A 14493-nucleotide genomic window follows, 5' to 3' on the forward strand; every position below is an offset into this window, starting at 1 on the left:
TTTATTGCCTGAAAATCAGCAAGTCGCCTGAATATTGACCTTTATTCCCTCTTCCCTGTCGTTTTCTCTGTTTTTCCTCCTCGATTTTCTCCGGTTCTGCCATCGCCGCTGACGGTGGTTGTCGTTATAATGGCCGCCCTCAAGCAAGGTGGTGGTATGAAAGCAGAATATCTAAAGCGATTCGGGGGCATTGCCCGTCTTTATGGTCAGGATGCATTACAGTCCTTTAGCCAGGCCAAGGTCTGTGTGGTGGGGATCGGTGGCGTTGGCTCCTGGGCGGCCGAGGCGCTGGCCCGGGCCGGTATCAACCAGATCACCCTGATCGACATGGACGATATCTGCATCACCAACACCAATCGCCAGATCCACGCCATGCAGGGCACGGTTGGTCGCCTCAAGACCGAGGTGATGGCCGAGCGCATTCGCGCCATCAATCCGGATTGCGAAGTGATCGAGGTGGACGATTTCGTCACCGCCGACAATCTGGCCGAGCATATCAAGCGGGAGTTTGACTATGTGGTGGATGCCATCGATTCGGTCAAGGCCAAGGTGGCGCTGATTGCCTTCTGCAAGCGCAACAAGATCCCGGTGATTGTGGCGGGTGGTGCTGGCGGGCAGATGGACCCGACTCAGATCACCGTGGCCGATCTGGCCAAGACCATCCAGGACCCGTTGGCCGCCAAGGTGCGTTCCGACCTGCGCCGGTTGCACAACTTCAGCAAGAATCCGGCGCGCAAGTTCGGGGTGGAGTGTGTCTTCTCAACCGAGCAGCTGAGCTATCCGGATGGCAATGGTGGCACCTGTCAGGCCAAGGCGGCCAGCGATGGCACCATGAAGATGGATTGCGCCTCCGGCTTTGGCGCCGTGACACCGGTGACGGCAACTTTCGGGCTGGTTGCTGCGTCCCGGGTCTTGAAGAAGATTGCCGAGCGGGGTGCCCGCGCCGAGAAAGAGGCCGGGAATGAAAACGCCGGGTCGATTAGCGAAGCCTAATCGACCGCTGAACAAGGCAGGTTAGACTGCTTGCTCCCGGATCGCCAGCACGATTGCTCTGAGCCCGTTACCCCGTGACGGGCTCAAGTGTTTCTCAAGTCCCAGTTCGGTAAAATACCCTTCCATATCAAAAGCCTGGATCGCCGCAGACGATTGGTGGTTGAGCGCCGCCAGCACGATGACGATAAGGCCCCGCACGATGCGGGCATCGGAATCACAGGCAAAGTGCCAGCAGCCATCCTCGCTTTTCTCTCCCTTCAGCCAGGCCTGACTTTCACATCCCTTGAGGCGGAACTCCTCCTGCTGCCATTCACCGGGTAGCGCGGGCAACAGCTTGCCGAGCTGGATGATGAGCCGGTACTGGTTCTCCCAGCCGTGAGCGGCGGCAAACTGCTGGCGGATGCTGTCAGCATTGGGCTCAAGGCCAATCTGGGTATAGCTTGTGAGGTCACTCATTCGGTTGTCTGCCTTAGAAGAAGTCACTGAGTTTGTGCAGGGCGGCCAGCAGGGCGTCGACATCGTCCCGATTGTTGTAGCAGGCCAGCGAGGCGCGCATTGTGCCGCCGATCCCGAGCGATTCCATCAGCGGCATGGCGCAGTGATGGCCGACTCGCAGGGCGATCCCCTGCATATCGAGCAGGGTGGCGGCATCTTGCGGGTGAATGTCGTCGAGCAGGAACGAGACCGCACCGGCACGTTGGCCGGGTTCGCCGATCAGACGCAGCCCCGGCACCTGTTGCAGGCCGGCGACCAGATAGTCGGTCAGCGTCTCTTCATGCTTGGCTAATGAGCTCCGGTCTTGCGCCATCACAAAGTCGATGGCGGCAGCGAGGCCAATAGCGCCAGCGATATGAGGGGTACCCGCCTCGAACTTGAAGGGCAGGGTATTGAAGGTGGTACCGCTGAAACTGACCCGATCGATCATCTCGCCACCTGCTTGCCAGGGCGGCATCCGTTCCAATAGCTCGGTGCGGCCCCACAACACGCCGATGCCGGTCGGGCCATGGAGCTTGTGACCGGAGAAGGCGTAGAAGTCGCAGCCGATGGTCTGCACATCCACCTCGAGATGGGCCACCGCCTGGGCACCGTCGATCAGCGTCACGGCGCCAACCGCTTTGGCGGCAGCTACCATCAGGGCGACCGGATTGACAGTACCGAGGGCATTGGAGACGTGGGCTACGCTCACCAGCCGGGTGCGTGGCCCCAGCATGGCGTGATAGGCGGCCAGATCGAGATCGCCCCGCTCATCAAGGGGGATAACCCGGATCAAGGCGCCGGTACGCTGGGCGACCAGTTGCCACGGGACGATATTGGCGTGATGCTCCAGCGTGCTGAGGATGATTTCATCCCCCGCCTTGAGCTCGCTCAACCCCCAGCTCTGGGCCACCAGATTGATCGCCTCCGTGGTGCCGCGGGTCCAGATCACCTCGTGGCTGTGGGGCGCATTGATAAAGCGGGTGACCGTCTCGCGGGCAGCCTCAAAGGCGCGGGTCGCGCGGCCACTCAGAGCATGGGCGGCACGGTGCACGTTGGCATTGTCGGCCCGATAGTAGTGAGCGATGGCATCCAGTACCGCTTGCGGCTTCTGGGTGGTGGCAGCGTTGTCCAGATAGACCAGAGGGCGGCCGTTTACCTCCTGCGCCAAGGCCGGAAACTGGCTGCGCAGTTGGTCATGCTGTTGCTGATTCATGCTCCCCTCATCATCTGGAAAAAGTCATCATCTCGGAAGGTCGGCCATGATCCTGAAAATAGCGCCCGAACACAAGGCGCGATAAGCCCGATTGGCGGTTGCCTGCCGTGCAGCAGGTACGGCTCGTCGGGTGATTTCTGGTACAATGCCGCCCCTCATCATAAGCCAAGAGATCCGGCCCATGAAGCTCAACCCCAATCAGAACGAAGCGGTCAAGTATGTTTCCGGCCCTTGCCTGGTGCTGGCGGGTGCCGGATCGGGCAAGACCCGCGTCATCACCAACAAGATTGCCTATCTGGTGCAGCAGTGTGGTTACAACGCGCGCAACATCGCCGCAGTTACCTTTACCAACAAGGCGGCGCGGGAGATGAAGGAGCGGGTCGGCCAGACTCTGGGGCGCAAGGAGGCGCGGGGGCTGATGGTCTCTACCTTCCATACCCTCGGCCTCGATATTATTCGTCGTGAGCACAAGAGCCTGAATCTCAAGGCGAACTTCTCCCTGTTCGATGACACCGACCAGCTGGCGCTGCTGAAAGAATTGACTGAAGACGAGCTCGACAACGACAAGGACAAGCTCTCGGCCCTTATCAGCCAGATCTCCAACTGGAAGAACGACCTCATCCTGCCTGCCCGCGCCATGCGTATCGCCCGCGGGCCGGAAGAGGTGCTGATGGCCCAGCTCTACGAGCGTTATCACCGCCAGATGGTGGCCTATAACGCGCTGGATTTTGACGACCTCATCGTGATGCCCACCTTGCTGCTCAAGAGCAATCAGGAGGTGCGCGAGCGCTGGCAGAGCAAGATCCGTTACCTGCTGGTCGATGAGTATCAGGATACCAACACCAGCCAGTACGAGCTGGTGAAGCAGATCGTCGGTGAGCGGGCCCGTTTTACCGTGGTAGGGGATGATGACCAGTCGATCTACTCCTGGCGCGGTGCCAAGCCGCAGAATCTGGTGTTGCTGAGCGAAGATTTCCCCAGCCTCAAGCTGATCAAGCTGGAGCAGAACTACCGCTCCAAGCGGCGCATCCTCAAGTGCGCCAACATCCTGATCGCCAATAACCCGCACGTCTATGACAAGGCGCTCTTCTCCGAGCTGGATGAAGGGGTGAAGCTCAAGGTGCTGTTCGCCAAGAACGAGGAGCATGAAGCGGAGCGGATCGCCGCTGAGATGATGGGCCACAAGTTCATGAATCGCACCCGGTTCAAAGATTACGCCATCCTCTACCGGGGCAACCATCAGTCGCGCATCTTCGAGAAGGCGCTGATGACCAACCGGATTCCCTATCGCATCTCCGGCGGCACCTCGTTTTTCTCCCGCACCGAGATCAAGGACATCATGGCCTACCTCAAGCTGCTGGTGAATCCGGACGAGGACACCGCCTTCCTGCGGGTGGTCAACTTGCCGCGCCGGGAAATCGGCCCCACCACCCTCGAAAAACTGGGTCAGTATGCCAACCAGCGTGGCAAGAGTCTGTTTGCCGCCAGCTTCGAGCTGGGGCTGGAGCAGCACCTCTCCGGCCGTGGCTTGGTGGCCCTACAGGCATTCACCAACTGGCTGGTTCGTCTTGGCGATCAGGCGCAGCGCGGCAATCCGGTGGAGGCGGTGCGGGATATGATCAAGGAGATCCATTACGAAGAGTGGCTCTACGAGACCTCCCCCAGCCCGAAGGCGGCCGAAATGCGGATGCAGAACGTCTCTACCCTCTACCGCTGGATCACCGAGATGCTGGAAGGGGATGAGCTGGAAGAGTCGATGACGCTGGCTCAGGTGGTCACTCGCCTCACTCTGCGCGACATGATGGAGCGCAACGAGGGGGAGGACGATGCCGATCAGGTGCAGTTGATGACGTTGCATGCCTCCAAGGGGCTGGAGTTTCCCTATGTCTACATGGTGGGGATGGAGGAGGGCTTGCTGCCCCACCAGACCAGCATTGATGAAGACAACGTCGAGGAGGAGCGGCGTCTCGCCTATGTGGGCATTACCCGGGCCCAGACCGAGCTGACCTTTACTCTTTGCAAGGAGCGGCGTCAGTACGGCGAGTCTGTGCGTCCGGAGCCGAGCCGCTTCCTGCTGGAGCTGCCGCAGGATGATCTGGAGTGGGAAAACCAGAAAAAGGTGACGGCCGAGGAGCGCCAGCAGAAGGGGCAGATGGCGGTGGCCAATCTGCGCGCCATGTTCAAGAAGGATTAAAGCGGTGTGCTGCTGGGGGTGAGCAGCGGGATAATGTCTGTGCCCGGCATGGGCGGTGAGATATAACGCCCCTGCCCCATCCGGCAGCCAATATCGATTAGCTTCTGCAATTGCTGCTGGTTCTCTATGCCTTCCACCACCAAGGTGTAATCAAGATCCTGACAGATGTCGCGCATGGCGCGGATTAGTGCGAGGTCTTTGGGGGACTGCAACATGCGTTGGGTAAAGCTGTCATCCACCTTGATGTAGTCCACCGGAAAGTGGAACAGGGCGTTGAGGGAGGAGAAGCCGGTGCCAAAATCGTCGAGGCTGATCTGGATGCCCTTGGCGCGCAGCTCGTGCAGCGAGGCCAGCGCATCGGAATCCTGCCGTGACAGCTCCCGCTCGTTGAATTCAAAGATCAGGTAGCTGGGGGAGACTCCCTCCTCTTCCAGAATGGTTATCAGCCGCATGATATGGTCGTGGTTGACCAGATGCTTGCCGGAGAGATTGATCGCCACCTTGAACTTGCTCTGTCCCGAGAGTGGCAGCCAGTTTTTCAGCTGCTGACAGGTGTGACGCAGGATCTGGTAATCCAGATCGAGAATAAGGCCGCACTGTTCCGCCAGCGGGATAAAATCAAAGGCATCTTTCAGCACTCCCTCTTCCGTCAACCAGCGAGCCATCACCTCAAGGCCGGTCAGTCGGCTGTCCTGCAGCCGGATCACTGGCTGGAAGTAGGGGACGATACGCCCTTCGCGCAGGGCTCTGGCCAGCATCTCTTCCGGCGAGTTCCAGTTCTGGTTGATGCAATCCTCCGAGTAGCTGACGATACGACTGCGACCATTGCGCTTGGCCTGATACATGGCTAGATCGGCCTGATGAAGCAACTGGCTGATGTCCGTTGTTTGTTCGGACGCGATAGATACGCCCAGGCTGACGGTGATGCTCAGCTCGTTGCCGAGCAGCCTGAAAGGGTAGGAGAGCCGGCTGATGATCCGGTTCAAAACCGGACTGATGTCATCATCGTTCTTGCTGCTGTCCAGATAGATGACGAACTCGTCTCCCCCCAGCCTTGCTACCAAATCATTTTGCCGGATGCAGGTTTGCAGGCGGCGGCTTATCTCCTTGAGCAACTGATCCCCGGCGCTGTGGCCCAGGGTGTCGTTGATCTGCTTGAAGTGATCCACATCGATAAAAATCACGGCAAACCCAGGCGATTTGTAGCGGTTGTAGTGGGTCATGGCGTGGTTGAGGTGATTCATCAGCAGGGCCCGGTTGGGCAGCTGGGTTAGCGGGTCGTGCAGGGCGTCAAATTGCAGCCTGCGTTCCAGCTCCTGATGCTGTTTGAGCTGCTTTTGCAATCTGAGGTTGGTCTGGCGCAGCTGCTGGAGGCGCTGGTTGATGGAGTCTTCGGTATTGATGTCGTTGAGTTGCTGGCGGATCCGCTTCAGCTCAAGCAGTAGCGTCAGCTGGCCGCGTAAAAAGTCGAGGAAGAGTTTGTCATCTGCCTCCAATGGGTTGGACGTGCTGATAATGAAGTGGGCGAAATACTGTTGTTGCAGGCGCAGCGGCATGCTGTGCCAGAACAGCGACTCTTTGCTGACCTCGATATTGCTGGTGCTATGACACAAGCCGCTGATGAACTCATCGCTCTGATGGGGGGTCGCCGGGTAGACCTTTTCCAGCTTGTGAGTATTGAGCCGAACCAGCAGCATGTCTTCAATGGCCAGCATCTGGCGCAACACAGCTTCCAGCTGGGAGAAGAGGGCCTGACCGGGAAGGGTATTGGCCAGTCGCATGATGCGGCTGATGCTCTCGATTTTCTTCTGCCAGTTGGGGTCTTTACGGATCAGCGGAGAGGGGGGCTCTGCCAGATGGGAGCCTGCCTGGGTTTCGGTCAGCCGTTTGGCCAGACATTCGAGCAGCAAGCGCAGGGTCGGGAGATCTGTTGGTGTGCTGCGTGCCAGCAACCACTGTACCTGGCCATGTTCGATAGGAAAAACGCACCAGCCATCGGCTTCATCCAGCTGGGTCAGTTGATCGGTGATCCGGGACTGCTCCCGCCCCAGCTGCTGTTTGAACGAATCACTGATCTTGTGGGCATAGACCCAGTTCAACCCGGTATCGGAGAGGCCAAGCATGCCAAAATGTTGCAGAGGACAGAGTTGATCAATTTGCTGGATCAGGGCGTCGTAGTTGTCGGTCGTTGCTGTGTGTGGCGCAGGAAAGTCCATAATGGCCGAGACCAACGCCAACAGAGGAGTTGAATAGTGGGATTCGATGGATTGGGACGACATGAGATGAGCAACTCCCGAGTATGTCTACCATACAAGAGTAGCTGGAAGGCGATAGATTGAAAGGGCCGCATATGCGGCCCTTTCAAATACTTAGAGCTTGTCGATCATGTAGTGGATGGCGTTCTCAATCTCTTCGTCACTACAAGTTGCGCAGGTGCCGCGCGGAGGCATCATGCCGGATTTGCCGGTAAAGCCACCGATGGCATGCTTCTTGAGCGTTTCAATGCCCTGGGCGATACGGGGCTCCCAAGCCGCTTTGTCGCCACGTTTGGGCGCGCCGGCTGCACCGGTGTCGTGACAGGCGAAGCAGGCGCCCTTGAACACGGTTTCGCCATCTCGCGGGCCGGAAGAAGCGGCTGCCGCAGGCGCTGCGCCCGCACCGGCAATACCTTCCAGATCCTTGGCGGTATAGACCTGACCGACCGGTTTGATCCGCTCGGCAATGGCATCCGGTGACATATTGTCAGCAGCAAATGCTGCTCCGGACAGGCTGACCGCGGTCATACCGACAGCCAGCAGATAGCTCAGTTTTTTCAGCACGCTCATATACTCCCAGCACTCTCTTATTATCCCTGTGAACCGGACGGATTATAACCGAATAGTTACAGCCATTTAAACGCTTGTGTGTGAAGTGTTAAACACTCTGCAAGCAAACTTTTGGCCCGTATCACGCTGTCTGACGATGTGCTTCTGAAAAAGAAACCCGGCTGATGCCGGGTTTTAACAAGTTAAGGGCCACAGGTTAGTTATCCCAGCTCAGGATCACCTTGCCGGAGTGGCCGGAGCGCATGGCATCAAAGCCTTGCTGGAACTCGTCGATGTGGAAGCGGTGGGTGATGATGGGGGTGAGATCCAGTCCGGATTGAATGAGGCTGGCCATTTTGTACCAGGTTTCGAACATCTCACGGCCATAGATCCCTTTGATAAACAGCCCCTTGAAGATCACCTTGTTCCAGTCGATGGCCATGGTGGAGGGGGGGATGCCGAGCATGGCAATCTTGCCGCCATGGTTCATCTTGTCGAGCATCTCCTGGAAGGCGCTCGGTACGCCGGACATCTCCAGCCCCACGTCGAACCCTTCCGTCATTCCCAGCTCGCTCATCACGTCGGCGAGCTTCTCCTTGCCGATGTTGACGGTACGGGTGGCGCCCATCTTGCGTGCCAGTTCCAGCCGGTACTCATTGACGTCGGTGATGACCACGTGGCGGGCACCGACATGACGGCAGACGGCGGCAGCCATGATGCCGATGGGGCCGGCACCGGTGATGAGAACATCTTCACCCACCAGATCGAAGGAAAGGGCGGTGTGCACCGCATTGCCAAACGGGTCGAAAATGGCGGCCAGCTCATCCGGGATATTGTCCGGCAGCTTGAAGGCATTGAAGGCGGGGATCACCAGATATTCGGCGAAGGCGCCGGGGCGGTTGACACCCACCCCCGTAGTGTTGCGACAGAGGTGGGTACGGCCGGCGCGGCAGTTGCGGCAGTGGCCGCAGGTTATGTGGCCTTCACCGGAGACGCGATCGCCGATGGCGAAGCCGCGCACCTCCTGGCCGATAGCGACGACTTCGCCGACATATTCGTGACCCACCACCATGGGGACAGGAATGGTCTTCTGCGACCACTCATCCCAGTTGTAGATATGGATGTCGGTACCGCAGATGGCGGTTTTGCGAATTTTGATCAGCAGGTCGTTGTGGCCCAGCTCCGGTGCGGGAACGTCGGTCATCCAGATGCCGATCTCGGGCTTGAGTTTGGACAGGGCTTTCATGGCGGATCCTTTGCTATGAATGCAGAAAGAAGGGAGGGGCACAGGGCCCCTCGATACAAATCAGATGATGGCGAGCTCGCGGCCAATGCGGATGAAGGCATCGATCGCCTTGTCCAGTTGCTCGCGGGTGTGGGCGGCGGACATCTGGGTACGAATGCGCGCTTGACCTTTCGGCACTACCGGGAAGGAGAAACCCACCACGTAGATACCGGCCGCCAGCATGCGGCTGGCCATCTCGGCAGCCAGCTTGGCATCGCCCAGCATCACCGGAATGATAGCGTGATCGGCGCCAGCTAGGGTAAAGCCTGCGGCGCTCATGCGCTCGCGGAAGTAGCGGCTGTTTTCCTGCAGGCGGGCGCGCAGGTCGTGACCTTCGGCCAGCATGTCGATCACCTTGATGGTGGCTGCAACGATGGAGGGGGCCAGCGAGTTGGAGAAGAGATAGGGGCGGGAGCGCTGGCGCAGCCAGTCGATCACCTCTTTTTTGCCGGAGGTGTAGCCGCCGGAGGCGCCACCGAGCGCCTTGCCCAGAGTGCCGGTGATGATATCGACCCGATCCATCACGCCACAGTATTCATGAGTGCCGCGACCGTTTTCGCCGATGAAGCCGACGGCGTGGGAGTCATCGACCATCACCAGCGCATCGTATTTGTCGGCCAGATCGCAGATGGATTTGAGGTCGGCGATGACCCCATCCATGGAGAAGACGCCATCGGTAGCGATCAGCTTGAAGCGGGCGCCATCGGCGTCAGCCTGTTTCAGCTGGGCTTCCAGTTCGGCCATGTCGTTGTTGGCGTAGCGATAGCGCTTGGCCTTGCACAGCCGCACGCCGTCGATGATGGAGGCGTGGTTGAGGGCATCGGAGATGATGGCATCTTCGGCACCGAAAAGGGTCTCGAACAGGCCGCCGTTGGCATCGAAGCAGGAGGAGTAGAGGATGGTGTCTTCGGTGCCCAGGAAGGCAGACATCTTCTGCTCCAGCTCCTTGTGCTGATCCTGGGTGCCACAGATAAAGCGAACCGAGGCCATGCCGAAGCCGTGGCTGTCGAGGCCTTGATGGGCGGCGGCGATCAGATCCGGGTGGTTGGCCAATCCCAGATAGTTGTTGGCACAGAAGTTCAGTACCTGCTCCCCACCCACGGCGATGCTTGCCTGCTGGGCGGAGGTGATGATGCGTTCCTGCTTGTACAACCCTTCAGCTTGCACCTGATTCAGTTGCTCGGTCAGGTGACGATAGAATCCGTTAGACATCCTCGATCCTTATTGGCTATTTCAGCTGAGTATCAACAGAGGGCCACATTTTACTTCAGTTTGTTGCGGTTAATTCAAATTATTGTTCTGCAATTAAACAATTGTGAAACAGATCTCACTCAACTGGTTGGGCCAGTTGGCGGTAGTGTTGCTCCAGTTGCTGGATCTGTTCGGAGACTTGCGGTTGCACGTAGGGGCGCAGAAGAAACAGCACCTTCAGCACTCCCTGATAGAGCAGTGGCTTGGTGATGCGGGTATTGGGAGCCTGGGCAATCTGGAACGGGATCCAGCAGGTGACCACCATCTTGATGGTTTGGCCGAGATCCGGCAGATCCGCGTCGGTCACATCTATTATGCCCCCTTCGCGCAGGCTCTTGAGCAGGGTCACGACCGAGGATCTCATCTGCTCTTGCGCCTTGAGGTATTTCTGCTGCAGTGGTTCGTCCCGGCTCAGGATGTCCGGCAGGTTGGCGTAGAAGAAGCGGAACTGCCACATCAGATAGAAGATGGCATCGAGATAACCCATCAAATCCTGCAGGGTGATTTCACGGTTGCGGGTCGGGATGAAGCTTTCGCTCAGGTGGCGGGCATATTGATCGAAGATGGAGTGAATGATGTCCTCTTTATTGCGGAAGTGGTAATAGAGGTTGCCCGGACTGATGCCCATGTGCGCCGCAATATGGTTGGTGGTGATGTTGCGCTCACCCTGATCGTTAAACAGCTCGGTGGCGCTGTGAATGATCCTGTCTCTGGTCTTCATCACTCATTCCTCCAACGGGTTCTGTCCGGGGCAAATGGAACAAGGTCGAATCCCCAGACTGCCCGTGATAAACTTTTCGGCAATTTCAAATTGGCTCACTATACACAGCTTTAACAAGCAGTCACATGTAGCCATCAACGTACGAGAGGCAAACTCCATGATCGTAGTAACTGGCGGTGCTGGCTTTATCGGCAGCAATCTGGTCAAGCAGCTGAACGCTCAAGGACGGACCGATATCGTGGTCATTGATGACCTGACCGACGGCACCAAGTTCGTCAACCTGGTCGATCTGACCATCGCTGACTACATGGACAAAGACGAGTTCCAGGCGCGCATCGTTTCCGGCGACGAATTCGAAGAGTGGGACGGCATTGAGGTTATCTTCCACGAAGGTGCCTGCTCAGCGACGACCGAGTGGAACGGCAAGTTCATCATGGAAGTCAACTACGAGTACTCCAAGGATCTGTTCCACTACTGCATCGAGCGTGAAATTCCCTTCATTTACGCCTCTTCTGCCGCCACTTACGGCGGTCGCAACGACAACTTCATCGAAGATCCCAAGTTCGAGCAGCCGCTCAACGTCTACGGCTACTCCAAGCAGCTGTTTGACCAGTACGTGCGCCGCTGGATCCCCGAGATCAACTCTCAGGTTGTCGGTCTGAAGTACTTCAACGTCTACGGTCCGCGTGAGCAGCACAAAGGCTCCATGGCTTCCGTCGCTTTCCACCTCAACACCCAGGTGAAGAAGGGCGAGAATCCCAAGTTGTTCGAAGGTTGCGACGGTTTCCCCAACGGCGGTCAGATGCGTGACTTCATCTATATCGATGACGTTTGCAAGGTAAACCTGTGGTTCTGGCAGAACCCGCAGCACTCCGGCATCTTCAACTGTGGTACCGGTCGCGCCGAGCCGTTCCAGAACGTGGCCGAAGCGGTGATCAAGCATCATCAGAAGGGCTCTATCGAATACATTCCCTTCCCGGATCACCTCAAGGGTCGCTACCAGAGCTTTACCCAGGCCGACATGACCAAACTGCGCAACGCAGGTTATGACGCAGAGTTCAAAACCGTTGCCGAAGGGGTTGCGGATTATATGGCGTGGCTCAACCGCTAACGGGTGAGCTTTACACTGCCTATCTAGACAAGCCGGAAGCAGACTATACCTGTTTCCGGCTCTGTTGTTTGTCACTGTTTTTCTCAGTTTCTACCGGGTAACCACGCAATGAACATATTGATGGCACTCTCCCAGCTCGAAGTGACGGGCGCCGAGGTTTATGCCACCACGGTCGGCAACGAACTGACCCAGCGTGGTCACAATGTCTTTTATGTGTCGGATACGCTGACCAAGCCGACCCTTGGTCCCGTCTTCAAGCTTCGATTCAACAAGCGCAGCATATTGCGCCGTTTCTGGCACGTCTTTTACCTCATCTACCTCATCAAGAAGCACCATATCCAGTTGGTGCATGCTCACTCCCGCGCCTCCGGCTGGAGCTGCTATGTTGCCTGCAAACTGACTGGCACCCCGATGATCACCACGGTACATGGCCGCCAGCCGGTACACGCATCCCGCAAAGCCTTCCATGCCCTTGGATTCAGGGCGGTTGCTGTTTGCGAGGATATTGCACGGCAGATCATCGACAACCTGGGGGTCGATCCGGCGATCGTGCAGGTGCTGCGCAACGGTATCGAGACCGACAAGTTTCAGCCCATGCCGGCGCCGGATAATGACAAGCCGGTGATCGCCATCATTGGCCGCTTGAGTGGCCCCAAAGGGGAACTCTGCTACCGCCTGCTTGACGAAGTACTCGATCTGGATGCCTGCAAGGTACGGATTGTCAGCGGGACCCGCGTGCCCGAGCGTTTTGCCCGTTTTCAGGATCGTGCCGAGTTTGTCGGTTATGTCGATGATGTGCCTGCTCTGCTGGCTGGTTGCGACCTGGTAATTGGCGCCGGTCGAGTAGCCATGGAAGCGCTGCTGTGCGGTCGGCCCGCCTTCGCTATCGGCGAAGCCAAGGCCATCGGTCTGGTGACGGAACAGAATCTGGATGAAGTGCTGGCCAGCAACTTCGGCGATATCGGTCCCAAGGATCTGGCTATCGATTTTGCTGCGCTGAAGGGCAAAATCGAATCTGCCCTCGTAAGCAAGGTGGTGCCGGAAGCCATTCGTCAGCGCATTCAGGACGAGTACGGTTTGCAGGGGGTTGTCTCCGGACTGGAGTCCATCTATCAGGATGCGGTGGTCGAAACCCTGCGCCGCGAGATGCCGGTCATCATGTACCACCGCTTTATCGAGCACGAGAGCGAGAAAGGGGTGCACGGTACCTGGATGCCGACCGCCATGTTCGAAAAGCACCTGCGCCTGATGAAGTGGCTCGGCTACGAGACCCTGACTTTCCGCGATCTGGCGGACAAAGGGTTTATCCACCGCCTGCAGTACGGCAAGAAGTACCTGATGATCACAGCCGATGACGGCTATCAGGACAACCTGACCCGCATGCTGCCCCTGCTGGTAAAATATGGTTACAAAGCCGTGGTGTACGTGGTGACTGGCGAAGGTTATAACCGTTGGGATGTGGAGCATCCGACCAATCCCGATACGTCAGTTTCCCTGATGAATGGTGAGCAGATCAAGGCATTGGCGGCTAGTGGCCATGTGGAGATTGGTGGTCACACTCTGACTCATCCTCGCCTGAGCAAGCTCTCGTCAGAGCAGCAGGCACATGAAATTCAGGAAAACAAACGCCAGCTGGAGGCCTTGCTTGGTCAGCCGCTGTTCTCGTTTGCCTATCCTTACGGAGACATCAACGACAGTGCTAAAGAGCAGGCCATCGCCGCAGGATACCGTTTTGCCGTTGCCACCAACAGCGGCCCCAAAGCGATGCACCAGGACTCCTACCAGATCCGCCGGATCGCCATCTTCCCCCGTACCGATGTGTTTGGGATGTGGCGCAAGATCCGCGGGAATTATGTTTTTCGACGGGAAGATGTATGAATTTAAAATTGTTTCTTGAAAAAACAAGCGAATACATGTTTGCATTCACTATGTTTTTTGCTTTTGCTGGGTTATATGCATCTTCAAAAGGTCATAGTTATTTGTCCTTACTTATAGTGATATCTATATCATTGGGTGTAATAAGTCGTATCTTTAATAAAGAACATAATTTTAACCGTAATGGAAGTGCTAATAGGTTAGCTATAATGATTTTAATATATGGCACCATGTTAGTAATAAGCCGGTTATTACATGGAGAGGATAGCTCAATAATTAGAATAAGTATTTTCTTTGCTGCATTTTCATTTCTAGTCCCAATAACAATTACTGTTCGCAGGCTTTCTATATATGGAGTTATCATCAGCGGATTTGTTTTTGGTATTCTCACGTTTAACTCCTTATCTAATGGTATTGAGCGTGTTGGTGGCTATACTAATGAAATATTATTTGCCCAAGGATGTCTGGTTTTAACTATATTGAATTCATATGTTTTTAGTGATAAAGAAAATTCACTATTTATTAGATGTGGAGCAAGTATTGGTGGGCTGTGCTCGTTATATGGCCTC

The 14493-nt window shown here is 56.8% G+C and carries 12 protein-coding genes; 5 read left to right on the plus strand and 7 right to left on the minus strand.

Annotated features, from left to right (window positions below):
* Window positions 1–156: 156 nt before the first annotated feature.
* Complete coding sequence (gene tcdA, locus LG31_RS0104795; protein ID WP_033113363.1) at window positions 157–993, plus strand: tRNA cyclic N6-threonylcarbamoyladenosine(37) synthase TcdA; 837 nt, start codon at window positions 157–159, stop codon at window positions 991–993.
* A gap of 21 nt (window positions 994–1014) precedes the next feature.
* Here tcdA and LG31_RS0104800 read toward each other — a convergent pair whose 3' ends face one another.
* Both LG31_RS0104800 and LG31_RS0104805 read right to left on the minus strand, forming a co-directional pair.
* Complete coding sequence (locus LG31_RS0104800; RefSeq protein WP_033113364.1) at window positions 1015–1449, minus strand: SufE family protein; 435 nt, start codon at window positions 1447–1449, stop codon at window positions 1015–1017.
* Window positions 1450–1462: 13 nt separating this feature from the next.
* Window positions 1463–2683, minus strand: coding sequence for a SufS family cysteine desulfurase (locus tag LG31_RS0104805; protein WP_033113365.1), 1221 nt, complete (start codon window positions 2681–2683; stop codon window positions 1463–1465).
* Window positions 2684–2864: 181 nt separating this feature from the next.
* On the opposite strand from LG31_RS0104805, the gene rep reads away from it, so the two are divergent.
* Complete coding sequence (rep, locus tag LG31_RS0104810; RefSeq protein ID WP_033113366.1) at window positions 2865–4877, plus strand: DNA helicase Rep; 2013 nt, start codon at window positions 2865–2867, stop codon at window positions 4875–4877.
* Here the strand turns inward: rep and LG31_RS0104815 are convergent.
* The 5 genes from LG31_RS0104815 to LG31_RS0104835 form a co-directional block, all read right to left on the minus strand.
* On the minus strand, window positions 4874–7156 hold the full coding sequence (locus LG31_RS0104815) for a putative bifunctional diguanylate cyclase/phosphodiesterase (protein ID WP_033113367.1): 2283 nt from the start codon (window positions 7154–7156) through the stop codon (window positions 4874–4876). The two genes, rep and LG31_RS0104815, sit on opposite strands and share 4 nt — an antisense overlap.
* Window positions 7157–7246: 90 nt before the next feature.
* A complete protein-coding gene (locus LG31_RS0104820; RefSeq protein ID WP_033113368.1) occupies window positions 7247–7702 on the minus strand; it encodes a c-type cytochrome in 456 nt (151 codons plus the stop codon).
* A 196-nt stretch (window positions 7703–7898) separates the two neighbouring features.
* The gene (gene tdh / locus LG31_RS0104825; protein WP_033113369.1) at window positions 7899–8927 is read right to left on the minus strand and encodes an L-threonine 3-dehydrogenase; all 1029 of its coding nucleotides are present in this window, start codon (window positions 8925–8927) and stop codon (window positions 7899–7901) included.
* Window positions 8928–8987: 60 nt separating this feature from the next.
* The gene (locus LG31_RS0104830; protein WP_033113370.1) at window positions 8988–10178 is read right to left on the minus strand and encodes a glycine C-acetyltransferase; all 1191 of its coding nucleotides are present in this window, start codon (window positions 10176–10178) and stop codon (window positions 8988–8990) included.
* Between the two features lie 115 nt (window positions 10179–10293).
* Entirely contained in the window at window positions 10294–10938 is a 645-nt protein-coding gene (locus tag LG31_RS0104835) for a TetR/AcrR family transcriptional regulator (protein WP_033113371.1), read from the minus strand.
* Window positions 10939–11095: 157 nt separating this feature from the next.
* On the opposite strand from LG31_RS0104835, the gene rfaD reads away from it, so the two are divergent.
* The 3 genes from rfaD to LG31_RS20790 form a co-directional block, all read left to right on the plus strand.
* Window positions 11096–12049: an ADP-glyceromanno-heptose 6-epimerase gene (gene rfaD, locus LG31_RS0104840; RefSeq protein ID WP_033113372.1), complete on the plus strand. Its 954-nt coding sequence runs from the start codon at window positions 11096–11098 to the stop codon at window positions 12047–12049.
* A gap of 108 nt (window positions 12050–12157) precedes the next feature.
* Window positions 12158–13927, plus strand: coding sequence for a bifunctional glycosyltransferase family 4 protein/polysaccharide deacetylase (locus LG31_RS0104845; RefSeq protein WP_033113373.1), 1770 nt, complete (start codon window positions 12158–12160; stop codon window positions 13925–13927).
* Window positions 13924–14493, plus strand: a 570-nt coding sequence (locus tag LG31_RS20790) for a hypothetical protein (RefSeq protein ID WP_152598301.1), incomplete at its 3' end; no start/stop codon positions are given. The genes LG31_RS0104845 and LG31_RS20790, both read left to right, overlap by 4 nt.

Origin of the sequence: Aeromonas lacus (assembly GCF_000764665.1) — a bacterium.
Taxonomy (GTDB): Bacteria; Pseudomonadota; Gammaproteobacteria; order Enterobacterales; family Aeromonadaceae; genus Aeromonas; species Aeromonas lacus.

Excerpts from the sequence above, each read along its gene's own strand:
- LG31_RS0104845 (WP_033113373.1), top strand. The coding sequence starts at position 12,158 with ATGAACATATTGATGGCACTCTCCCAGCTCGAAGTGACGGGCGCCGAG.
- LG31_RS0104815 (WP_033113367.1), bottom strand. The coding sequence starts at position 7,156 with ATGTCGTCCCAATCCATCGAATCCCACTATTCAACTCCTCTGTTGGCG.
- LG31_RS0104830 (WP_033113370.1), bottom strand. The coding sequence starts at position 10,178 with ATGTCTAACGGATTCTATCGTCACCTGACCGAGCAACTGAATCAGGTG.
- rep (WP_033113366.1), top strand. The coding sequence starts at position 2,865 with ATGAAGCTCAACCCCAATCAGAACGAAGCGGTCAAGTATGTTTCCGGC.
- tdh (WP_033113369.1), bottom strand. The coding sequence starts at position 8,927 with ATGAAAGCCCTGTCCAAACTCAAGCCCGAGATCGGCATCTGGATGACC.
- LG31_RS0104820 (WP_033113368.1), bottom strand. The coding sequence starts at position 7,702 with ATGAGCGTGCTGAAAAAACTGAGCTATCTGCTGGCTGTCGGTATGACC.
- LG31_RS0104835 (WP_033113371.1), bottom strand. The coding sequence starts at position 10,938 with ATGAAGACCAGAGACAGGATCATTCACAGCGCCACCGAGCTGTTTAAC.
- tcdA (WP_033113363.1), top strand. The coding sequence starts at position 157 with ATGAAAGCAGAATATCTAAAGCGATTCGGGGGCATTGCCCGTCTTTAT.
- LG31_RS0104800 (WP_033113364.1), bottom strand. The coding sequence starts at position 1,449 with ATGAGTGACCTCACAAGCTATACCCAGATTGGCCTTGAGCCCAATGCT.
- rfaD (WP_033113372.1), top strand. The coding sequence starts at position 11,096 with ATGATCGTAGTAACTGGCGGTGCTGGCTTTATCGGCAGCAATCTGGTC.
- LG31_RS0104805 (WP_033113365.1), bottom strand. The coding sequence starts at position 2,683 with ATGAATCAGCAACAGCATGACCAACTGCGCAGCCAGTTTCCGGCCTTG.